The sequence below is a fragment of the Gloeothece verrucosa PCC 7822 genome, assembly GCF_000147335.1.
GTDB lineage: Bacteria > Cyanobacteriota > Cyanobacteriia > Cyanobacteriales > Microcystaceae > Gloeothece > Gloeothece verrucosa.
In genome coordinates this window covers 2,095,164-2,117,044 of the sequence record NC_014501.1, presented here as the reverse complement: position 1 = coordinate 2,117,044, position 21,881 = coordinate 2,095,164, and the positions used below count along the sequence as shown (strand labels likewise).

The window sequence follows — 21,881 nt, the reverse complement described above, 5'->3', positions numbered from 1 at the left end:
CCTCTTGCCGCTTTAACCGCGATATAATCAATCATGCAGAAATTTTTGTTTAACTAAAATCCCAAAATTGAGTAATAAAATGGCTGTAAAAAACAGAAGAATTTTTTTAAAACAAACAAGTCTTTTGGGAATGGGGTTAATCACTGCTCCACTGTCTCTAACTAAGGGGAAATGTTCTCTGACTCCGCCGCAGACACAAGGGCCTTTTTATCCTCTACAGTTTCCTTTAGACCAAAATAACAATCTAACCGTAATTGATGGTCATAAAAAAGCTGCTTTCGGTGAAACCATCGTGATTAGAGGGTGTGTCTTAACTGAAGACTGTCAGCCGCTCCGAGCTAGAGTCGAGATTTGGCAAGCCTGTGCCTCTGGACGTTATAATCATGACTACGATCCTAATCCGGCTCCCATTGACCCTAACTTTCAATATTGGGGTTATGCCACCACAGATGATCAGGGAAAATATTCTTTTATCACCATTAAACCTGGTGGTTATCCGGTTACTGATGATTGGGTTAGGCCTCCTCATATTCATTTTAAAATAACGGCTCCTAAGCTGCCTCCTTTAATTACTCAGCTTTATTTTTCAGAAGAAGAAAAACTGAACCAAAAAGATAGAATTTTGCAACGAGTTCCTCCCCATCAGCGAAATTTAGTCATGATGGATTTAAAGGCTGATGATTCATTGAAGGTACGTAATGGTCAATTTAATATTATTTTAAATCAAACACCCGAGTTAGTCTAAAAAAATATTAATGATGCTTCTTAAGCTTTCAGATTTCATTGAGGATAATGAACAAGAGTCAGACTCCACTGTGACTTATTGGTATCAAGGGCGTTGTCAAAAGAGCGGCTTAACCCATAAATTACCACGTACAAAATTATCAGAAGCCGTTGCTTATGGATTAATGCGACAATTAGCCGCCGCTCAGGAAAATTACGCTGAAGGTAAAATGTACGGAGTTTTGCTCGTACAAACTGCACAAGGGGAAAAACGGGTACTGAAAGCTTTTTCTGGACTTCTTCAGGGAAAATCAGAAGTGGATGGTTGGGTGGGTTCTATTTCTGGGCGAAATTCTTTAGTTTTAGAAGAAGCTTATACTTTAAGTACATTAGAGGAAATTAAACAACAATTACTATCACTACAAAATATTCCTGAACGTTCGCTCTATGAACAATTGTCTCAAGAATTTTCCTCTAAATTACAACAATTAGCCGCCACTCATCAACAAAGTAAACAACAGCGACAGCAACAAAGAGAATTGCTCTATTCAACCTTAAGCGGAGAAACTCTCAGCCAGGCTTTAGAACAATTGAATCAGCAAAGTCGCCTAGAAGGCATTGAACGACGGCGGCTAAAAAATCAACGGGATGAAAGCTTACAGCCGCTTGTGATGCTCATTCAACAAGCTGATGAAAATATTCGCCAACTCAAACAACGGCGAAAACTGCTATCGCGTCAATTACAACAGTTGATGAGTGCCCATTACTCGCTGACGAATTTTTTAGGTCAGTCTCTATCATTACAGCACTTGGGAGGTTTGCCCACTGGAACCGGGGAATGCTGCGCTCCTAAACTTCTTCATTATGCGGCTACTCATCAGCTAATTCCTCTAGCGATGGCTGAGTTTTGGTGGGGAACCTCCCCGACTCACCAAGATAAAGTTCAGGGACGATTTTATCCGGCTTGTGCGGCTCGTTGTCAACCGTTAATGGGGTTTTTGCTCTCTGGGTTAACTTCTTCCTCTTCTTCTGGCGTGATCCCCCCAACCCCCCTTGATCTGGCGGGCTTAACGACTGTTAATGCCAAAGAAATTTTACCAATTATTTATGAGGATGAATACTTGATTGCCATTAATAAGCCAGAAGGGTTATTATCGGTTCCGGGTCGTGGTAGTCATCAGTATGATAGTGTTATTAGCCGCATAACTCATTTATTAGCTGATGGTGATCAGTGTATGGTTGTACATCGTTTAGACCAAGATACTTCTGGTATTTTGTTATTAGCTCGCCATCGACAAATTTATAATCATCTTGCCCAACAGTTTAGACAACGAAAAATACATAAGGTTTATCACGCTTTAGTTAAAGGGGGTGTTTCTGCACAGAAAGGAACGATCAATTTACCTTTATGGGGCGATCCTAATACTCGTCCTCGGCAAAAAGTTGATTTCTGCTATGGGAAAGAAAGTATTACTCATTTTCAGGTGATAGCAGTGGCAGAAAATTTTACTCGTCTAGAATTTATTCCTGTCACAGGACGTACTCATCAAATTCGCGTTCATTGTGCTGATCAAAATGGACTGGGAACCCCGATCATCGGTGATCGCCTTTATGGACATGAGAGTGCTACTACTCGTTTACATCTTCATGCCTATTCTCTGAGTTTTGTTCATCCCACTACTGAAGAAAAGGTTTATTTAACAGTAGAAACTCCTTTTTAAGCGGCTATTTTATACTAAGTTTATAAATTTAACGACTAATAATTTAAGAGGTTGAGATGCGTTACCTTACCCGCTTCACACCCTAAGTATCTGGACATCAATAAAAGACTGTTTATATATATTGACTGATAGAGACAAATTATCTTTTAAGTAAGATACAGAGTTCTCTAAAGCGGATTCATGCGTATTTACTCCGAAAATTACCTTTTTCTCGATTTGACTCTAGACAAAAAATCTTTTATCCTTCGATAGTAGTGAAAAATATACCCTTAACTGGGAAAAATTTCACTGTTTCTATCATCCCTGAAGCAATCGCGGTATTTTTGCGTGGACTAGAAATTCGAGTAAATCCCTAACTCCTCGAACCGTACGTTCCGTAAAATTACTGATTTTTTCAGGAAAATTTATAAATTATTTTCGAGAATCTTGGCCATATATAGAAGCGTTAGAGGTATTGTAAATTTTCAAGACAAAGATAGTCAAATAAGGGAAAATGTAGTAACTTATATAGTATGAAAAGAGTCTCTAAAATCTCATTAGTACAGGTGAAAAACCTTCTGAAGTGTGAGATTCGTAACCAGTCGAGTTCTATAGGGTCAGAAAGCAATCACGGCGAGATGGAGACAATTAACAACTCCAAACATAAGCATTCCCAAATGCTTTATAGCTATGGGATAGAGAGGTGCGTAGTTCACCCCAGGAGAATGATTTCTCAAAGAAAAAGCGAAGGGATCATCTGAAATAATGTTGATTTCTATTGAAATATTTGACTAGACTTTTACCAACTATAACTTTATGAACTACGAGATCGCTATTATCGGAGGCGGACCGGCCGGTGCTAGCCTCGCCACTTATTTGGCTCGCGCGGGAAAAAGTGTCGCTATTTTTGAAAAATCGGATTTTCCCCGTTTTCATATTGGTGAATCTTTATTACCGGCAACTATGCCCATTCTCCAAGACCTCGGGGTTTACGAACGGATGCGCTCGACTTTTCTCAACAAGCCCGGTGGATGTTGGTATTACGATGATACTCCCGTGATGAGCGATTTCGCTAAATGTCGAGAAACCGCCTCTTTTAAAGATTTCCGCCACGCTTTCATGGTCGAACGCGGCGAGTTTGATCGGATCTTGTTAGATAACGCTCGCGATCACGGAGTCCGAGTTTTCCAACACCATCTCGTCAGGGAGGCGATCTGGGAAGGCGAACGAATGACGGGGTTACAGGTCAAAGATCTACAAACGATGGAGGGTAAGTCTATCCGCACCGAGATGGTGTTTGACTGTAGTGGCTATCGATCGGTCATCGCCAGCCAACGCAACCTTCGCAAGCCAAATCGTTTGAAAAAAATGGCGATTTTCGCCCATTATCGTGCGGAAGCTCTAGAGGAGCGGTTGAAACAAGGTTGGTTCGTTGGACAGATGTTCTATGATGGCTGGCTCTGGCTGATCCCGATCGACAAAGACCGTATATCCATCGGTGTGGTGACGACCCTAGATAATTACAAAAAAGCCAGTATCTCCCCGGAACAGTTTCTAGATCATTACATTCGGACGCTATCGCTAACGCGAAAGGGTTTGGGTAAAAATATCGAGAGAGTTTCCGATATTTACCTATACGGCAATCTAGGATACTCCTCAGAAAGAATTTTCGGCGATAGATGGGCTTTAGTGGGCGACGCGGCCGTGTTTATCGATCCGTGTTATTCATCGGGTGTGCATCTAGCCATGGACTCGGCCCGAGAGATCGCCAGAGTGTATCTAGAACATGGATACGACGCGCGATCGCTACAGAATGCCCTGAGCAAATACGAGAAAAGACTACGCCAACACGAGGAATTAGTGCTGATGCTAGTGGACTCGTTCTATATGGCCTCCCGCAATAAATTTCTCCGTTTCCTCGTCAAGAATCTCTCTAAAATTTCCTCGCTCAATCAAAAATTCGTTCATTTTACGGGTGGCGATCTCGCGGACGATCCCGGCTATATCAAGATGACCTACTACACCCATCTAGCGATCTCGGCATTGGCAAATGTTTTTCAACGGCAACCGAGTGCCGCTCCAGAGAAGGGTAAGAGCGCGGTATTGATTAAATAAATTTAACGATTAATAATTTAAGAGGTTGAGGTGCGTTACGCTACGGTAACACACCCTACTATGTGTAAAGTCATACAGATAACTTGACTTTTATCTACCTACTTAAGAAGTTTTTTTCGGCCTAATTTCTGGGCAATTCTATCCAAGAAAATCTTAACTTCGGGTAACTTTAACTGCATAGCCAAGATAATAAACAGTCCTAAAGATACCGTTACCGCTAACCCTAACTCTAATACTTGCAACAATAAATTCCCATCTCCGATGATCGTTTTCCACAGCCAACTTACGCCCCAACTTCCTACACCAGAAACCACACTGATAGCCGCTAACTGTAATAAAGCTAACCCCCATTCTTTTAAGGGTAACCCTCTTAAACGACGGTTTAAAATCCATAAAAAAATGAGCATCGAAAACATATTAACCCCAATCGTTGCAAACACTAACCCAGGGGTAGAAAAAGGTTTATAAAAGAAAAAATCTAACAGCCCATTGAGAAAAATATTTAAAATACTGACTCGAAACGGCGTTTCTCCATCTCCCAAAGCATAAAAAACCCGCACCAAGACATCCCGGCCTAAATAGAAGAACATTCCGACTCCATAAGCCATCAATACTGGTGCTACCTCTCCAGACGCAGCCGCTTTAAATGCGCCCCGTTCATAGATCACCTGAACCATTGGAAAAGCCAAAGCAATAAACATAGCTGTCAGAGGTAACATACTCAAGGCGGTTAATAATAACCCTTGGCGAATTCTCTGCTTTAACTCTGGCCAATTTTCCGGATCAGCTAGATGGGAAAACACCGGCATCAAAGGCACTAAAATCATATTAGAAATAATCCCTAACGGGGTTAAAACAATAAAATTCGCATAGCGCATTGCTGCCGCCGCATTTTCTATATATGAAGCAAAAAATAAATCGGTATATACATTAATATGTAACATCCCAGAGGATAGGGTAGCCGGGGCCATTACTTTCATGACATCCATTACCCCTGGAATACGCCAGTCAAACCGTAGGCGCAAAGTGCCCATTCCTGCTTGCCACTGGGCCCATAACTGAGCTAACCATTGTAAAATAGCGCCTAATAATGTGCCTCCGGCTAAAACCATTGAGCCTAGATGGATGTATTGAGGTGCATTAATTTGATCTCCCAACACCCAGAATAAAATACCTAAGCCGACAATGACCGCTAAACTAGAAAATAGTGGACTTATGCCGGGTAACCAATATTGATCGGCGGCGTTGAGGGTTCCAAACCCGATACCAATTAATCCGGCTAATAAGGCTAATGGGGCCATAATTTGCAATTGTTGAATGGCCATCGCCCTTACGTCTGCGGTTAAACCGGGTGCTAACAGATCAATACAAACATCTGCCCAGACAATTAAAATAATGGTCACCAGCAGTAAAAACCCACTCACTAGGGTGGTAACTGTTTCTACTAATGGGGCGGCTTCTTCTTTGTCTCGTTTGGCTAAAACGCTTATTAACGCGCTGTGAAAGGGACCATTTATTCCCCCTAACAAGATGAGGAGAAAACCCGGAACGACATAAGCAAAGGCGTAAGCATTAACGACTGGGCCAATACCAAAGGCGGCCGCGATCGCCTGTTCACGCACTAATCCAAAAATTTTACTGATCAGTGTCGCTACTGCAACAATTCCAGCGATACCGGCAAGGGAACGAGAGGTTTTTTTATCGTTAGCCACACCATACCCCATAAAAACTGCTGTGGTTGATCATACCCTGTTAGGACATAATAATACCAATTTGCTCAATGTACAGGACCAAATCCCCTGCCGCTATCCCCGCCTGACAATTTTCTATTTAATTTTCTAAAGTGTAAACTTCTGAAATTAAGCCGCTTAATTGACCGGTTGAATCATATTGAATTTTAATTTGTCTATATAAATTTTCTCCGGTTTGTTGCCCGACCGTGATTTCAAAGGCTTGATCGATAGGAACAACTTTAGGCAGATTTATCAGAACTTTTTCCGGCAGAAAAAAGTTAGTATTGATGGCGACTGATGAATTTATGTCGATTTCTTGATGGGAAAATGTTTCTGTAAAGTATTCTAAATTTGGCTGAACTTTTGTTCGTTCTAGATGCCATTTACCCTCTAAATTAGTAATAGTATTTTCTGCCACTGTGTCCGGAAAATTTTGAGTATTTTCTTTAATAATTACGAATCTATCTAAATTTCCATTTTTATAAATCGTCAGCAGACCATAGCGCCAGTTATCGTGTTTTAAAAAAACTTCCGAACCCAAATTTGACTCATCATCAATATTTTTAGAAACCCAAATGCTGGTTTGATTACCAAAACCAATGGCTCTCATCTTTTGACCTTCTGGATGACAAACTCCATCGCTCAGGTTACAGCTTTGCTTTTCAATTGTCCAGCTTTTTTCATTGACTGTGCCATCTGGTAAATAATAGGTATTTTGATGAGCAATAATACTTCGGTCAGCATTGCTCGTAAATTTTCGCGTAAATTTATAGGTACGCATGACTTCTAGTTCTGGCGAATATACCGTCGTCAGGGCGTGCCATGTTGTGCCTTCTTCTGTACAATAACCAAAAAGATTGAGCCAGTTTTCTTCTTGAAAGTTCATTGAGGTATTCTCCTTGTTACAATTTTGCCTAATTTAGCCTAACCTAGGCCGTCCCAAAGTGGTAATATAAATCACGGCTTCATCAGGCGGAATTCCTAACACTTCATTCACTTGATCATCAAAAAATCCCCCGATGCCGCTTACTCCCAAATTTAGATAAATGGCGGCTAAATTTAAACGCTGTCCTAAATGTCCAGCATCCATGTGTAAGTAGCGATAAACGCGATCACCATATTTAGCGACAGCCTTATTTAAATCTGCGGTATGAAAAATCATCACACTGGCATCTCGCCCTAATTCTTGTCCTAAACACAAGAAATGTAATTCTTGACGAAAGTTTTTAAAGCGGATCTGTCTTAGTTCCTGAGCTTTTGGAGCATAATAATAACAGCCTTCTTCTAATCCTTTTACGCCAGATACTCCTACAAAAGTTTGTAGTAATTTTAAATCAAAATAATCGGGATTTCCATCTAATCCTTGCCCGATATAATCTTGAGGTTGATAGGTAAAATTTAGTAAGGCTTTGAGTTCATCTAGGGTTAAGTCGGCACCACTATAAGCGCGGGTTGACCTTCGTTTTAAAATGGTGGTTTCTATGCCGGTTAACCCTTCTCCCCAGTCAATGGGGGGGCACGAAGTAGAAACTTTTAAACAGAAAGGAAAGTTATATTTATCTTCTCCTGGGCTATTTTCCTCGACTTCGGCTAAAGAAGAGGGGGTTTCAGCTTGATTGATTTGGGTGGCTTTATGAAAGTATTTTAGTAATTCTCCATCGGCAATATTAGGATATTGGGTATTAATAGTAGAAGGTAAAGCGGTTTTTGCGGGTTCAATTTTTGGCTGATTTTCTGTTAAATCTATGAGAGGAATCACCGTGATCACGCCTTCTTGTTCAGGATCAAGATATAGGAGTTCATCAATGACTGAATCGGTAAATCCTCCTATCAGGTAAGGGCGATAATAATTAATAGCACTGGCTAATTCTATATTTCCGAGTAAATGTCCTGTATCTAAAAAAATACGCCGGTAAGCTCGGTCTTCATAACGCCAAGCGGAACGCTCAAATATGGCTGTAGTGACTAGCGCTAATTGGGTATGCTCAAGGGCGGGATGTCTAAAACAAGCTTTTGCTAATTCCTCCCACACCTCACTTTCCCAAAAATGAATTAGAGAATGGTTGAGGGCTTGATAATTATATAAACCTGCCGGTAGTAGAGAAGTTCCTCCAGAAATCAGATATATTTCTGCTGGATATAGCCCACCGGCTGAAGGCGCGGCTCTTAAATAGATGGGGGGGCCTCCCATCGTCGATAGTTTGGCAGTTAACCCGTAACTACAGGCCAGCAAGCGGCTTAGTCGTCGCCACTCTTGAACTTTTGCATCTGAAGAGGTGCTTAAGGGACTTGATAGGTATGGTTTGAGGTCAAAAATATTGCCGATTTTGTATTCTTTGAAGGGAAACGGTTGTTTTGACCAGTCGAGGACTTTATTTTTTGAGGCAATGGTATTAGGGTCGTACTTGGTTCGCTGATGATAATAGTGGGCGATGGATGCTTGCAAGTCTGGCATGGAATTACTTTAATGGTTTTGCTGTGCCTTGTATAGCAAGAGTCAGGAGTTACCGACTTAGAAGTCACAAGGATTTTCTCCTGTTGCAAAAGGGCTGTCCTAACTCGTTTTGGGGGTTGCTATATAATCATAGCTTTAATGAGTAATTAAGAGCCAATAGTATAATAATTTTTACAACCAAGTCTCAAATATTTTTTAAAAAAGTTTGAGGAAAAAATCTGCACTTAAGAAAGATTAGCCGCCCAGAAACAAAAATAAAATACCCTAGCATCTTTTTTAATGAAGATGAATTTTTTTTATGGCTTGCACTCACTCCAAATAAATCCGCGATGGAAGAGCAACAAAGCAGATGGTGTCAAGAATTGTTAAAGATGTCTTGAAATGAAAAAATTTTCCTCTATGGTCTATTCTCCTGACGAGCTAGAGGTATAAGGGCTTATTTTCCTTATTTGTATCAATATAGGGTCTTGATGCACTTGAGTGAATGGAGAAGCCTAGGAAGCTTTAGTTGATCGCTAAACGAGGAGAGATTGAGGAAGGTTTTTTCTTAGATGATACCACCTCAACCGAACTAGGGACAAACAGAAAAGTCTGTTCACCAATCCAGACGGTTCGACCATCAATTGCATAAGTTCCGCCAGCCATCCAGTCTACTACTCGCTGGGCTTTTTCTGGCTTGAGTCGAGTTAGCTTTAAAATTACGGGTTTGCGTTGCCGCAAAATCGAGAGTGCTTGCTCTGTGTCTTTTTCTGAGTGAAGTTCTAAAACAACAATCTCAGAATCTTTAAAATTCGGAACAATTGGGTTGATAGGGGAGTGATGAACCATATTTTAAGTTTATTTAAGCGGCTTTGTTAAATCTTGTACTTGACATTATAGTCAAAGCGGTACGAGCTAACAACGATAAACCAGTTAGCTAACCCGTTCAAATCTAAAGAAATAATTAAATTTTTATAGTTGATGAATAAAATTAGTTGGATTTCTTAAGTATCTGTTGAGAATAAGCCGCCAGCTTTATGAGTTGCTCTTCAAACCAATTGACTAATTAAGGTGCAAGGAGGAAATTTTTATTTCAATTTAACCGCTTATGGACTGACGTTGATAACTGCCATAACGATGAGCATAATAGTTCAAAATTTTCTCAATTTGCTCTGTACAACCACTATTTAAAGAAGCTGGATAATTGATTAATAATCCGCCTATTTGGCTTTGATAATAATCGAATTGTTCAGAGGTTTGAGGCATTAACTCAGTGGTAAGGCCTTCTATTTGCTCTAAATGAGCGGCTAATTCTCGATAGACAGCTAAGGGTAATGAGGAATAAACAATTTTTTCTTGTCGCTGTTCTACAGGGATGGGGGACACAGTTTTAATAACCTCCTTATACAATTATTCTCATGGATCATTAATGATGAATTGAACTTAGGTTTAAGAGTGGAAGCGGCTCGCTTTCAGCTAAGATTTTTGGGGATTGGCTGGGGTGTCTGGTGCTGGGGTGTCTGGTGCTGGGGTGTCTGGTGCTTGAGCTTCTACAGGAGCCTCACCCACTTTTTTAGTGACTTGAATCCCGTATTGTTCTAAAATCACGACGGGATTATCAGAATAAGCATAAATGGCTTTCACTAGCACCTGTCCATTAGCTAAAAATGATCCAGAGGTCACTGTACGCTCGACATTTTCGCCGGGGACTTTGACAATGGCAATAGGCCTTGAGGGTAAGCCCACCACTCCCGAAACATAGATAGACTCGGCTTCTTTGGGTTCAGGTGGTGCCGGCGGAATGACAGGCTGTTTTTGAGCAACCGGAGATTGAGATTTACTGGAGGCCGGAACCTGTTTACCACTTTTCGTCCTACCTGTAGAGGAACTAGAGGATTTAGACTTGTTCGAGTTGGGGGGATTGTTGGCGGTGTTAGTGTTTTTAGTAGGCCCCAGAGAATTAGTGTTATTTGATCTTGGTTCTACGGGGACTATAGGGGGTTTTAGCGGGCCTTTAGTGGGATCAATCTTAATTGTTGGTCTCACTGGAACCACCGCAAAGGGATCTGTCCGTCCGTTTTTGATGGGGACTTGATTAGGGGGTCTTGAAGGAATTAATCCTGCTATGTCTATATCACCGTTAGAGCCATTGACTTGTGCTTTGTCTTTGTCAAAGGGTTGAGGCGGTGTGGCAGCCGGAGAGGGACTAGCATTGGGAACCGGCGAGGGTTGAGTGGTTGCTGTCTCGTCTGTTTTTTTGCCAAACAGACCACAGCCTCCAAGCAGCCCTGCCAGAAAAACCATTAAAACAACTTTTTTCATAACTTAATAATGGAGGTATTCAAACTTAAGACGGATTACACTTGAGTTTAAAAGGATTAAAGCTACTATTATCTTAACTCCTTCTCTTTAGTTCGGCTTTAATCGCCTCAATTACGGTTTCTAAAACTTTAACTCGTGCATAATATTTATCATTCCCTGGAATAATCGTCCAAGGTGCAGCCGGTGTGCTAGTACGAGCAATCATTTGATTGACAGCCACATAATATAAATTCCATTGCTCTCGATTGCGCCAATCTTCTTCGGTTAGTTTATATTGCTTAAAGGGATTATTTTTTCGTTCTTCAAAGCGTAGCAGTTGCTCATCTTGGCTGATATGAAGCCAAAACTTTACGAGAACATAGCCTGAATCTGTCAGTTGGGCTTCAAATTCATTGATTTCTTGATAAGACCTTCTCCACTCGATTTCTGTAGCAAAGCCTTCTATTCTTTCGACTAAAACTCGTCCATACCAACTGCGGTCAAAAATCCCGATGGTTCTTGCTCCTGGAAGGTGTCGCCAGAAACGCCACAGATAATGATGTTGTAATTCTTCAGTGGTGGGAGCGGCAAAACTATTTACTTTATAACTGCGAGGATCTAAGGTGTCTGTCAAGCGTTTAATGGCTCCTCCTTTGCCGGCAGCATCCCATCCTTCAAAAATCACTAATACAGGGATATTGGTTTTAAAGACACTCAGTTGTAGTTTACGTAATTCTACTTGTGCCTGTCGTAACCGTTGTTTGTAATTTTCTTTGTCTAAACATAAGTTTAGATCTACCTTGGCCAGAAAATCCGGTTCTGTAGAGAGTAGTTCTTGTTGAGGTGCTAGGGTGCTATGACTCTTGGGGCTATTTTTGAGTTGATCTAGGGCTTGAACAATGGTGGCGACTAACTGCGATAACACTTTAATTCGAGCATAGCGCTGACAGTTTCCTTCGACTAATGTCCAGGGGGCTGATCCCGTACTGGTATAGGTGATCATTTCTTCAGCCAGGGCAGCATATTGATCATAATTTTTGGCTTGCTGCCAATCTTCCGGACGCACTCGCCAAGATTCTAACTCATCGGTTTCGTATTTTTTTAAGCGGCTCTTTAATTCTTTGCGGCTCAGATGAATCCAAAATTTCGCGATCGCTGCCCCATCATCTACTAACTGACGCTCAAAGGCATTAATATCTCTCATTACAGAGGGGGCTAGAGCATCTGGTAAGCGTTTAAATAAGCGATCTTCTAAGATATGAGTGTACCAACTGTGATAGAAAAATCCTATACTGCCTTTGGCGGGTAATTTATGCCAAAAACGCCAGAGGAAAGGAAAACGTTCTTCTTGAGGCGAAGGATTTAATATCGGGTGAACCGCAAAACCTCTAGGGTCCATGTAGTTAACGATTTTTTTGACTAAAGAGCCTTTGCCGGCTGCTGCCCATCCTTCTAAAACTACAATCACTGGCAGTTTTTGTTCCCAACAAGTCTGTTGTAAAGAACACAACTGACGCATTAAGTCTTCTATCTGAGATTTGTAGGTTTCTTTATCAAGGGTTAACTCTAAATCAAGGGTATTTAGCATTTTGTCCTGGTTAGTGGTTAGTGGCACAGGAGGCAGAATTTGTTAAGGGTTCCTGTTTCTCTATTCCCTGTTACCTGCTTTGCGCTATAAAAGTAAATTAGTGATTTCAGAGAAATAATTTTTAATGAGTACAGGTGTTTCGGCCTGCCGGGATAATGCTCATCAGACAAGCCAAAGAATATTTTAACTATTTGTTTATCTCTGCTCTACCACGAGTCAACTTTATTTTATCATACAAATTAGTTGATAATTCGACAAAAACTAATAATAAAAAAACTCATGGCGACCGATTTACAGCAATTAGAAATCATTGTCAAAAAAATTGGAGAGGCAGTTCTAGCGACTACTGAAACAGTAGAACGTCTCGCCGAGAAATTAGATGCTTTAGCGGCTCAAGTTCAAAATCAAAGTCAACAACAAAGTTACCAGATATTTGCTTTAACAGAAGCCCTGCAAACTTTGGTAGACAGTCAAGCTCAATCCAAAGAACAGCTTGATCAATTAACAGAAGTCCTACGGATTTTTGTTAAACTATTGAACAGTGAAAACCCTCAATAAAAAACTCCTAGTCAAGATGCTTATAAAACGCGGTATTTGTCAAAAAATCGGTCAAACCAAAAAAATAATAGCCTTAGTAATCCTGTTGAATTATTTAATAAGCGGCTGTGCGGAAAGTAAGTCATTTCAATGCCAAAAAATTTTTAAAATGGCTGATGAAATAACCAAAGAAACAAAAACCCTAACAAAAAGTGGACAGGAAATTGATATGAAAACTTGGTTGGCGGCGGCGGATGAAATAGAACAAGCCGCACAAAATATAGAAAAAATGGAAATTAGTGATCCAACGTTACAAGAGTATAAAGTCGGGTTTGCTCAAATTTATCGAGATTATGCAGAAGCGACTCGGGAAATCGTTAAAGTTTGGGAAACTAAAGATAGAATTGCGGCTAAAGCGGCACAAGAAAAAGTCAGACGAGCCAGCAAAAGAGAACGAGAATTAGGAGAAAAAATTAATACCTACTGCAAGGGTGAGTAAAAGTTATCAATTTCAGCCTAAAATAGATCATCAAAAACTTAAATACAGGAGAGGTTATGAGTGACCAGTTTGATTATGATTTAGTGATTATAGGTGCAGGAGTAGGAGGACATGGAGCCGCTCTACATGCGGTAAAATGTGGGCTGAAAACGGCTATCATTGAAGCAAAAGATATGGGGGGAACTTGTGTTAACCGAGGTTGTATCCCCTCAAAAGCCCTATTAGCCGCATCCGGACGAGTCAGAGAGTTAAGAGATACTGATCATCTCAAGAGTTTGGGAATTAACATTAATGGAATTGATTATGATCAACAAGCTATCGCCAATCATGCCAATAATTTAGTCGATAAAATTCGAGGAGATCTCACCAACAGTCTCAAACGTCTTAAGGTAGAGACAATTCGCGGTTGGGGAAAATTGGTAGATGTGCAAAAAGTAAGTGTTATTACGGATAACGGCGAAAAAATTCTCACCGCCCGAGATATATTATTCTGTCCGGGATCTAATCCTTTTGTTCCCCCAGGAATCACGGTAGATCATCAAACGGTTTTCACCAGTGACGAAGCGGTCAAATTAGCCAATTTACCCCAGTGGATCGCGATAATTGGAAGCGGCTATATAGGATTAGAATTCTCTGATATTTACACCGCCCTAGGCTGTGAAGTGACCATGATCGAAGCCCTAGATACCCTAATGCCAGGATTCGATCCAGAAATTTCTAAGTTAGCTGAAAGAATTTTAATTAAATCCCGTGATATTGAAACTTATGTCGGAACTTTGGCGAAAACAGTCAAGCCGGGTTCTCCTGTGGTGATTGAACTGGCAGATGCGAAAACCAAAGAAATTATCGATACCATTGAGGTAGACGCTTGTTTAGTGGCCACAGGGCGGGTTCCTGCCACGAAAAACTTAGGCTTAGAAACCATTGGGGTAGAACTCGATCGGCGTGGGTTTATCCCGGTGAATGACAAAATGGCGGTTCTTCGAGACGGTGAACCGGTTCCCCATCTCTGGGCCGTGGGAGATGCAACGGGTAAAATGATGTTAGCTCATGCCGCTTCAGGACAAGGGGTTGTGGCAGTAGAAAATATCTGTGGACGCGAGAAAACTATTGACTATCGCAGTATCCCGGCAGCCGCTTTTACCCATCCAGAAATTAGCTATGTCGGCTTTACTGAACCAGCAGCGCGAGAATTAGGCGAACAGGAAGGTTTTGAAGTGGCTACGGCTAAAACCTATTTTAAAGGCAATTCTAAAGCCTTAGCCGAAGGAGAAACCGAAGGGATGGCTAAAGTTGTCTATCGTAAAGACAATGGCGAAGTGTTGGGTGTTCATATTATTGGAATTCATGCTTCTGACTTAATTCAAGAGGCGGCTAATGCTATCGCGACTCGTTCCTCTGTGCAAAATCTCGCCTTTAATGTTCATACCCATCCGACTCTCAGTGAAGTCCTAGATGAGGCTTATAAACGCGCAGAAGTTGCACTACCTTAAGCTGAGTTCGATGATTCTTTAAAAAAGGTTATCTGAATGGGGAAAAGGTTAAACGAAGGTCTACTTTGCGCCTTTCCCCGATTCTCTGTTACTTTGTTATCTTAACTAATTAGGTTTTTTAATCTTTCAGCCCTTAATTTATGTTGAGCCAATTCTTGGCTATGGGGAGATTCTTGGGGGTTTTCTGATAATGGGTTATTATTCAAGCGGGTTGGAAAAGTTCGTGAAACCCATTTGGATTGTTGATAGCTTTGATTAACGTCACTGGAGATTAAATTTTTCAAAGAAATCTCAGCAAAGGATTTTTGTTCTTCAGGTTTTGAAGATTCGCTGTCGGTGATCATGCCTTCTAATTCGGTTTCTTGGTTAATTGTCCAGTTAGATAAGGTGGCTTTGATTAATTTGACTTCTCTAAAGTTCGTCTTGAAGGCGATAATATCTTGTACCACTGCTTGAGTTAGGTTAGCTTTTTCTAAATTGGCTTCGCTCAATTGAGTTTTAATCAGAATTGCTTTTTGTAAATCTGCTCGGAGCAACTTAGCCCTTTCTAGGCGGGTTTCTCTTAAGCAAGCTTCCAATAAATAGGCTTTGTATAAATTGGCTTCCCTGAGATCGGCTCCACTTAGATCAGCCAAACTTAAATAAGCTTTGCTCAAATTCGCATCAGTCAATATGGCTTGGGATAGATTAGCTTGAATGAGGTCCGCTTCAGACAAATTAGTCTGTTTTAATTGCGCTTGTTGTAAGTTGGCTTTTCTCAACTGAGCTTTATGCAGATTAGCTCCACTTAAATCAGCTTTACTTAAGTTAGCTCCACTTAAATTAGCTTCACTTAAATTAACTTGTCTTAGATTTGCGCCACTTAAATCAGGGATAACAAAGTGATTTTGTTGTCGCCATTGATTCCATAACAGGACATTTTCTTTTAAAAGTTTTATCTGTGTACTATCACTCATTAGAACATTCCAGGATATAAGATGATCAATTGCTGTATCTCAGTATAAAAAATAACTTTTATCAATCAATTCGTATAAATACGGAAAAAACAAAAGGGCATCCCAGTAGGATGCCTGATAATTTCTACACCTATGCAACGAACAAAATTGTTAGTTTATTTGTTGAAAAATTCTTTGATAGAATCAATTACCCCTTCTCCAGTATCTTGAGTTTGGTTGCCAGCTTTTTCTAAAGCCTTTTCACTTTCTTTGATACTGTCTTGGGTATTTTTTTTCAGTTCGGCTGTGGCTTCATCGGCTTTTCGGTTAGCTGTCTTAGCCGCTTCGTCAAATTTACTTTCAGCTTTTCCTAGGTCTTTCTGCGTGCGGCCTTCTATTTCCTTGGTTTTTCCTTCGATTTGATTACGAATACCAGAAGGATCAAAGTCAGCAATCAGAGGAATATTATTTCCACCTGTTGCAGCATTAGCGAGATTAATTCCATTTCCTGACCAGCCAACAATTAAAGCTAATAAACAACTAAATACTAATAGGAATTTTTGAGTATATTTTTTTAGCTGATTGTATAAAGTATCTGTTTTCATTGCTTAAATCCTTATGGCTTTGGTTAGCTATATCATTTATATCTTGATTGACAATAGTTAAGATTAGATCGACCCTTAGAGGTAAACTTTTGTCAAAAAGATTACTTAATAAATATTTCTTCAGGAAGAGGCAAGCAAATAGATACTCAATAACTCATGTTAATCTATTGTTAATAGCTTGACTTGAATATCTTCTATAAGTAACCATTTTCTGTTAAAAAATCTAGAGAAATTTGTGTATTTTTATCCTTTTTAGCTGAAGGATAAGAGAGCAATTGCTCTACATATTTTCCCAAAATATCACATTCTAAATTAACTAAATCTCCTGGGTTAAGATAAGAGAGATTAGTCTCTGTATAAGTATGAGGGATCACAGAAACTTTAAACCAATTTCTTTGAGCATCACAATCGGCGATGGTCAAACTAATTCCATTTACGGAAATACTGCCTTTTTGGACTAAATAACGAGCAATATAGCTTTGCCATTGTTCCAATAAAAATGAGGGAGAACAAAAAGTTAATTCCCAAGCTTTTTCTCTAGAGATTGCTTCAGCTAAACAACCTAAACCATCCACATGACCACTAACAAAATGCCCACCAAGTTTATTTCCTACTCGCAGAGAGGGTTCTAGATTAACATACTCTGCCGCTTGAGAACGTCTTCCTAATGTGGTTCGTTGTAAAGTTTCAGGAGAAGCTGTGGCGATAAACCCATTAAAAAGTATTTCTTCTACGGTGAGACAAACGCCATCGACGGCTACACTATCGCCGATCTCTAAATCGGATAAAATAGAATGACTGGCACTCTTGCATACTGAGAGGGTAAAACGATCTTGAGAGAGGGTCTCAATAGTACCTAAACCTTGTATTAATCCTGTAAACACAGCTTTTCCAAAGATAAAATGGAGATTAGCTACAAAAATGATAGCGTCCTAGACGAACAAGATGTTTTTTTTTCATAAAGTTGAATGTTATTTTACCCTATCCTAGGGCATACTGTGAATGTATCCCATTACTCGCCGAATTCTCATCCTCCATGAGGATGAAGGATGGCCTGGAAAGGTAACTAAATCAAGAGCGAGATAATCATCTATTCAATCTTGAGCAATTCTGTGTTATTTATTTGTGTATTATAGAGGATCATGCCATGATCGAAATGAAAGTTGCTGGAATTGCCTTGGATGCCATCACCCGCAGTCCCATAGTTTTGCTGAAAGATGGCTCAGATCGTCGTGCCTTACCTATATATATTGGGCAAGATCAAGCTAAGGCAATTATTGGAGCTTTAGAACAACAAAAACCCCCTCGTCCATTAACTCACGATTTGATTGTTAATATTATAGAAGCCTGGCAAATGGAACTAGAACGTATTATCATTCACGCTTTACAAGATAATACGTTTTATGCGATTTTGTGTCTAAAAATCGGCGACAAAACCAAAGAAATTGATTGTCGTCCCAGTGATGCTATCGCTATTGCTCTGCGTACAGGAAGTCCCATCTGGGTTATGGAAGAAGTGATTGCTGATGCTTCTATTCCGGTAGATAGGGATGCTGATGAAGAAGAAAGACGAGCCTTTAAAGAGTTTCTTTCTAATTTACGTCCTGAAGACCTTATTCAACGGGGAGGAGCAAATCCTGATGAATCCTAAAATCCCTTAGTCTCTTGTTTCAAATCTAAACTTAAAAGACGAAAATTGCTTATGCGCTATCGACGGTTCGGGAAAACCCATTTAAAATTATCGGTATTTTCCTTAGGAACCATGCGGTGCCTAGCGTCCGCATCAATGTTTGAAAAAACTCTGCTAGGGGCTATAGAACAAGGAATAAATCATCTAGAAACCGCTCATAACTATGGTCAAAGCGAGCAATATTTAGGCAATATCCTGAAAAAAAATCTCCCCATTCCTCGAGAACAACTATATATTACAACTAAGCTCCCACCGACTCTAGATAAAGAGCAAATGCGCTGCCTTCTCGAGCAATCTCTCCACAAGTTACAGTTAGACTATATCGATTGTGTCGCGATTCATGGAATTAATACCTGGGAACATTTAGCTCCTTTTGCTGCTCAAACCGGAGGTTTTTTAGCCTTAAAAAAAGCTCAAGAAGAGGGAAAAATTTGTCATATTGGTTTTTCTACTCATGGAGACTTAGAATTAATTTTGGCCGCGATTAATACGGATTTGTTTGAGTTTGTTAATCTACATTATTATTATTTCTTTCAACGTCATCAAGAGGCGATCGCCTTAGCGGCCCAAAAGGATATGGGGATTTTTATTATCTCTCCAGCCGATAAGGGAGGTGGTCTTTATAATCCGCCTCCTACTCTATCTCAGTTGTGTCAACCTTTTTCACCTCTAGAACTCAATTATCGATTTTTGTTGAGCGATCCTCGAATTACTACCCTCAGCGTTGGTCCGTCTAACCCAGAAGAATTAATCGAACCTCTTAAAGTGGCTGATCAAGATTATCCCTTGACGGAAGCGGAAATGGCTGTCATGGAACGTTTAGAGGCTCATCTCCATCAAACTTTAAATACTGATCTTTGTCGTCAATGTTACCAATGTCTTCCCTGTCCAGAAGAAATTAATATCCCTGAAGTTTTGCGTCTGCGGAATTTGGCTGTTGCTTACGAAATGACAGATTTTGGCCAATATCGTTATCGAATGTTTAAAAATGCAGGTCATTGGTTTCCTGGTCAGAAAGCGGACAGTTGTACTCATTGCGGCCAATGTCTCCCTCGCTGTCCAGAACAGTTAAATATTCCCGAGTTACTATTTGATACTCATCAACGGCTGAATGGACCATTACGTCGTCGCTTATGGGAATGAGAGAGAATCGAGAGGATGATGCTCAAATTCTCTCTCGAAATTGTTAAAACATTCCCGATGGCGGGGGCGAGGGATGATTAGCCACTATCCCTAAAACCGGCAGTCGTAATTTTTCAATTTCGCTCATGGCTTGTTTAAAGATGGATGAGGAAGTTTTACCGATTCCGGCCACCATCAAAATTCCATCTGTCTGCGCTCCTAGAAAACCAATATCCGTTGATTCATAGAAGTGAGGAGCGTCGTAAATAATCAAATCATATCTGACTTTAAATTCTCTCATTAAACTACGCATCCTCGGAAACCACAGGAGTTTAGTGGAGGGAGATTCAGCACAACCGGCTGATAACAGATAGAGATTTTCCACTTCTTTTGATGACTCAATCACATCGTAAGAAGCTAATTCATCATCGACTAAAAGATCGCTCAGTCCTTTATAGTTAGGTAGATTCAACCACAAATGCAGTTGAGGATTAGCTAAATTGCTATCCACTAATAACACTTTTTTGCCAGTTGCTGCGGCGGCTTTAGCCAAGTATAAAGCAACAGTTGATTGACCATCCTGAGCTTGTACAGAAGAGACAACTAAGGAATGAAGCGCAGGACTATTATAAATAAAAGATAGTTCACTATATAGAAAATCGAAAGCGTTTAAAAACAGTAATCCTCTCTCGTGGATCGAGAAAATAGGAGGAGTTTCTAAAGCTGGATCAAATTCGGATGAGTTTGTTGGTGATGCTTGGGTTCCGTACAAGGAAGTTTCTAATTTGCTATCCCAAGGAATATTGCCAACCACCGGAAATGAAACAACATCTTTAAGATCTTCGGCATTATAAAAAATATTTTTTCGTTTTTCCCATAACAGGGCTATTCCTACTCCTAAAATTAACCCTCCCATGATGCCAGCGAGTAATTTCTTTTTGCGGTCAGGAGGTTCAGAGATGGGCTTTCCATCTTTATCTAAAGGAATTTGAGGAGGTGAGATCAGTTGCCAAGGAAGCTCTTGGGCTGATTCAACTTTTAAGGATTCTCGTTGCGTCAAGAGTCGATTTAAAATATCAGTGGTGAGAGCGATTTGTCTGTCTAACTCTTGATATTGACGAATGATTCCTGGATATAATTTGCTTTGTTTCTCTGATTGCGTTTTATACTGTTGAAGGGAATTATACTGCACCTGCAACTGTTGAATTTGATTATTGGCTGCTACAAGTTGGTTAATCAGTTGCAAACGAGTGGGGTCTTGATAATTTAAAACCTTTGAGTTTCCCGGTAAAGCAATTGAATTTTTGGCGATGATTTCCTCAGTTTTTTCATTTAAGAGTTTTAAAAGATTTTTCTTTTGTTGTTCTAATACTTGAACAGTGGGATTTTCTGAGGTAAATCGACTGGATTCAATGGCAATTTGACTATCAATTTGCTGAAGTTGATTGAGCAAAGCCACGCGAGTAGGGTCTTGACTGAGAGAGGATGCTGCTAAGGCTTCATCTGGAGAGAAATTTAATTGTCGTCGTAAATTTTCGTAAAGTGACTGCTGAGTTTTGAGTTGGTCTTCCACTTGTAGCAATTGCTGTGTTAGACTACCCACTTGAGTCAGAACGTCTTGTCCTTTTGTGGTTGGGTCAATTAAGTCATATTGTCGGCGGAGCATTTCTTGCTGTGATTGCAGTTTTTTAAGCCTTTGTTGTATCTCAGGTAGCTGCTGGTCAATAAATTTTACACCGGCTTTTAGACTCGTTTCTCGATCTTCGGCACTATACTTTAAAAATGTGTCAGAAGCAGATTGTAAAACCGTTTTGACTTCTTCTGGATCTTCGCCTTTATAAGTAACCGCAAAAATTTTCGTGGCAGTGGATGATGTGTTTCCTAGTCTTTCCACTTTAAGATTTTCTCGTAGATCTAGCCAAATCGCCGGAATACTTTTTGCCGGTTTTTGTTCATGAATCCCCTTAGCTAATTTAAACGTCATTCCTGGACTTTGCAAAAAAGCTAGGTTGGTGGGATAGTCCAAAGCAAATAACTGCTCATTAGGTACGCCGTTGCTGCTGCGTACGATAGTAGTGGGGTCAGTCATTTTACTAAATGGACTAATTGGCTCAACTAGGAGATAAAAATTGCCTTGGTAGGTGGCCGGGTCTTGAAAACTCCAAACCAAAGCCCCACTGGTTCCTAGGGTGGTTAACCCCACGATCAGCCAAGCTTTTCGGATCAAAGTTCGAATTAAGGGTTTAAGGTTCAACCCTCTTGCACTTGAACTGCTAATTTCCTCTTGGTCTTCAGAGGGAAATTCCTGAAATTGGTCACTCACTGAAAACTTATTAAACTTAGTTACCATATCAAGTTACTTTTTCCTTAAGTATATAAGGTTAAGTACAGCAGTTGCCATGAATA

At 40.3% G+C, this 21,881-nt stretch carries 19 protein-coding genes; 8 read left to right on the top strand and 11 right to left on the bottom strand.

Features of this window, described 5'->3' with window-relative positions:
* The first annotated feature begins 79 nt into the window (after positions 1-79).
* From CYAN7822_RS09375 to CYAN7822_RS09365, 3 genes are all read left to right on the top strand, one after another.
* Positions 80-745: a dioxygenase family protein gene (locus CYAN7822_RS09375; protein ID WP_013322011.1), complete on the top strand. Its 666-nt coding sequence runs from the start codon at positions 80-82 to the stop codon at positions 743-745.
* 10 nt (positions 746-755) lie between these two features.
* A complete protein-coding gene (locus CYAN7822_RS09370) occupies positions 756-2,444 on the top strand; it encodes an RluA family pseudouridine synthase (protein ID WP_013322010.1) in 1,689 nt (562 codons plus the stop codon).
* Positions 2,445-3,239: 795 nt separating this feature from the next.
* Entirely contained in the window at positions 3,240-4,538 is a 1,299-nt protein-coding gene (locus CYAN7822_RS09365; protein WP_013322009.1) for an NAD(P)/FAD-dependent oxidoreductase, read from the top strand.
* Positions 4,539-4,636: 98 nt separating this feature from the next.
* Here the strand turns inward: CYAN7822_RS09365 and murJ are convergent, their stop codons facing one another.
* From murJ to pap, 7 genes are all read right to left on the bottom strand, one after another.
* The gene (gene murJ / locus CYAN7822_RS09360; RefSeq protein ID WP_013322008.1) at positions 4,637-6,262 is read right to left on the bottom strand and encodes a murein biosynthesis integral membrane protein MurJ; all 1,626 of its coding nucleotides are present in this window, start codon (positions 6,260-6,262) and stop codon (positions 4,637-4,639) included.
* Positions 6,263-6,368: 106 nt separating this feature from the next.
* Positions 6,369-7,157, bottom strand: a complete 789-nt coding sequence (locus CYAN7822_RS09355; RefSeq protein ID WP_013322007.1) for a DUF3598 family protein — start codon at positions 7,155-7,157, stop codon at positions 6,369-6,371.
* A 33-nt stretch (positions 7,158-7,190) separates the two neighbouring features.
* Positions 7,191-8,726 carry a SagB/ThcOx family dehydrogenase gene (locus CYAN7822_RS09350; RefSeq protein WP_013322006.1) on the bottom strand — a complete coding sequence of 512 codons (1,536 nt, stop codon included), beginning with the start codon at positions 8,724-8,726 and terminating at the stop codon, positions 7,191-7,193.
* Positions 8,727-9,230: 504 nt separating this feature from the next.
* The gene (locus CYAN7822_RS09345; RefSeq protein ID WP_013322005.1) at positions 9,231-9,554 is read right to left on the bottom strand and encodes a cell division protein SepF; all 324 of its coding nucleotides are present in this window, start codon (positions 9,552-9,554) and stop codon (positions 9,231-9,233) included.
* A 249-nt stretch (positions 9,555-9,803) separates the two neighbouring features.
* Positions 9,804-10,091: a hypothetical protein gene (locus tag CYAN7822_RS09340; RefSeq protein WP_013322004.1), complete on the bottom strand. Its 288-nt coding sequence runs from the start codon at positions 10,089-10,091 to the stop codon at positions 9,804-9,806.
* Positions 10,092-10,181: 90 nt separating this feature from the next.
* Entirely contained in the window at positions 10,182-11,027 is an 846-nt protein-coding gene (locus CYAN7822_RS09335; protein WP_013322003.1) for a hypothetical protein, read from the bottom strand.
* A 73-nt stretch (positions 11,028-11,100) separates the two neighbouring features.
* On the bottom strand, positions 11,101-12,594 hold the full coding sequence (gene pap, locus CYAN7822_RS09330) for a polyphosphate:AMP phosphotransferase (protein WP_013322002.1): 1,494 nt from the start codon (positions 12,592-12,594) through the stop codon (positions 11,101-11,103).
* 279 nt (positions 12,595-12,873) lie between these two features.
* Here pap and CYAN7822_RS09325 point away from each other — a divergent pair, with 279 nt between their 5' ends.
* Genes CYAN7822_RS09325 through lpdA form a run of 3 tightly spaced genes read left to right on the top strand, consistent with a single transcriptional unit; the run spans position 12,874 to position 15,123 of the window.
* Complete coding sequence (locus tag CYAN7822_RS09325) at positions 12,874-13,152, top strand: hypothetical protein (RefSeq protein WP_013322001.1); 279 nt, start codon at positions 12,874-12,876, stop codon at positions 13,150-13,152.
* Positions 13,153-13,168: 16 nt separating this feature from the next.
* Positions 13,169-13,630, top strand: a complete 462-nt coding sequence (locus CYAN7822_RS09320; RefSeq protein WP_013322000.1) for a hypothetical protein — start codon at positions 13,169-13,171, stop codon at positions 13,628-13,630.
* A gap of 56 nt (positions 13,631-13,686) precedes the next feature.
* Entirely contained in the window at positions 13,687-15,123 is a 1,437-nt protein-coding gene (gene lpdA, locus CYAN7822_RS09315) for a dihydrolipoyl dehydrogenase (RefSeq protein ID WP_013321999.1), read from the top strand.
* 101 nt (positions 15,124-15,224) lie between these two features.
* On the opposite strand, the gene CYAN7822_RS09310 is transcribed toward lpdA, so the two are convergent.
* The 3 genes from CYAN7822_RS09310 to ribE all read right to left on the bottom strand — a co-directional run bounded on the left by CYAN7822_RS09310 (position 15,225) and on the right by ribE (position 17,547).
* Complete coding sequence (locus CYAN7822_RS09310) at positions 15,225-16,079, bottom strand: pentapeptide repeat-containing protein (protein ID WP_013321998.1); 855 nt, start codon at positions 16,077-16,079, stop codon at positions 15,225-15,227.
* Positions 16,080-16,234: 155 nt separating this feature from the next.
* Positions 16,235-16,663 (bottom strand): hypothetical protein, encoded by a 429-nt coding sequence (locus CYAN7822_RS09305; protein WP_013321997.1) that lies wholly within the window; start codon positions 16,661-16,663, stop codon positions 16,235-16,237.
* 194 nt (positions 16,664-16,857) lie between these two features.
* Positions 16,858-17,547: a riboflavin synthase gene (ribE, locus tag CYAN7822_RS09300; RefSeq protein WP_013321996.1), complete on the bottom strand. Its 690-nt coding sequence runs from the start codon at positions 17,545-17,547 to the stop codon at positions 16,858-16,860.
* Positions 17,548-17,810: 263 nt separating this feature from the next.
* On the opposite strand from ribE, the gene CYAN7822_RS09295 reads away from it, so the two are divergent.
* Both CYAN7822_RS09295 and CYAN7822_RS09290 read left to right on the top strand, forming a co-directional pair.
* Positions 17,811-18,314, top strand: coding sequence for a bifunctional nuclease family protein (locus CYAN7822_RS09295; RefSeq protein ID WP_013321995.1), 504 nt, complete (start codon positions 17,811-17,813; stop codon positions 18,312-18,314).
* 51 nt (positions 18,315-18,365) lie between these two features.
* Entirely contained in the window at positions 18,366-19,496 is a 1,131-nt protein-coding gene (locus CYAN7822_RS09290; RefSeq protein WP_013321994.1) for an aldo/keto reductase, read from the top strand.
* Positions 19,497-19,539: 43 nt separating this feature from the next.
* On the opposite strand, the gene CYAN7822_RS09285 is transcribed toward CYAN7822_RS09290, so the two are convergent.
* A complete protein-coding gene (locus CYAN7822_RS09285) occupies positions 19,540-21,825 on the bottom strand; it encodes a GumC family protein (protein ID WP_013321993.1) in 2,286 nt (761 codons plus the stop codon).
* Positions 21,826-21,881 lie beyond the last annotated feature (56 nt).

What these genes read in the sequence shown, in the direction of transcription:
- CYAN7822_RS09355 (WP_013322007.1), bottom strand. Translation starts at nt 7,157, where the DNA reads ATGAACTTTCAAGAAGAAAACTGGCTCAATCTTTTTGGTTATTGTACA.
- CYAN7822_RS09345 (WP_013322005.1), bottom strand. Translation starts at nt 9,554, where the DNA reads ATGGTTCATCACTCCCCTATCAACCCAATTGTTCCGAATTTTAAAGAT.
- CYAN7822_RS09365 (WP_013322009.1), top strand. Translation starts at nt 3,240, where the DNA reads ATGAACTACGAGATCGCTATTATCGGAGGCGGACCGGCCGGTGCTAGC.
- CYAN7822_RS09335 (WP_013322003.1), bottom strand. Translation starts at nt 11,027, where the DNA reads ATGAAAAAAGTTGTTTTAATGGTTTTTCTGGCAGGGCTGCTTGGAGGC.
- CYAN7822_RS09320 (WP_013322000.1), top strand. Translation starts at nt 13,169, where the DNA reads ATGCTTATAAAACGCGGTATTTGTCAAAAAATCGGTCAAACCAAAAAA.
- murJ (WP_013322008.1), bottom strand. Translation starts at nt 6,262, where the DNA reads ATGGGGTATGGTGTGGCTAACGATAAAAAAACCTCTCGTTCCCTTGCC.
- lpdA (WP_013321999.1), top strand. Translation starts at nt 13,687, where the DNA reads ATGAGTGACCAGTTTGATTATGATTTAGTGATTATAGGTGCAGGAGTA.
- CYAN7822_RS09325 (WP_013322001.1), top strand. Translation starts at nt 12,874, where the DNA reads ATGGCGACCGATTTACAGCAATTAGAAATCATTGTCAAAAAAATTGGA.
- CYAN7822_RS09350 (WP_013322006.1), bottom strand. Translation starts at nt 8,726, where the DNA reads ATGCCAGACTTGCAAGCATCCATCGCCCACTATTATCATCAGCGAACC.
- CYAN7822_RS09295 (WP_013321995.1), top strand. Translation starts at nt 17,811, where the DNA reads ATGATCGAAATGAAAGTTGCTGGAATTGCCTTGGATGCCATCACCCGC.
- CYAN7822_RS09285 (WP_013321993.1), bottom strand. Translation starts at nt 21,825, where the DNA reads ATGGTAACTAAGTTTAATAAGTTTTCAGTGAGTGACCAATTTCAGGAA.
- CYAN7822_RS09305 (WP_013321997.1), bottom strand. Translation starts at nt 16,663, where the DNA reads ATGAAAACAGATACTTTATACAATCAGCTAAAAAAATATACTCAAAAA.
- CYAN7822_RS09370 (WP_013322010.1), top strand. Translation starts at nt 756, where the DNA reads ATGATGCTTCTTAAGCTTTCAGATTTCATTGAGGATAATGAACAAGAG.
- CYAN7822_RS09310 (WP_013321998.1), bottom strand. Translation starts at nt 16,079, where the DNA reads ATGAGTGATAGTACACAGATAAAACTTTTAAAAGAAAATGTCCTGTTA.
- CYAN7822_RS09290 (WP_013321994.1), top strand. Translation starts at nt 18,366, where the DNA reads ATGCGCTATCGACGGTTCGGGAAAACCCATTTAAAATTATCGGTATTT.
- CYAN7822_RS09375 (WP_013322011.1), top strand. Translation starts at nt 80, where the DNA reads ATGGCTGTAAAAAACAGAAGAATTTTTTTAAAACAAACAAGTCTTTTG.
- pap (WP_013322002.1), bottom strand. Translation starts at nt 12,594, where the DNA reads ATGCTAAATACCCTTGATTTAGAGTTAACCCTTGATAAAGAAACCTAC.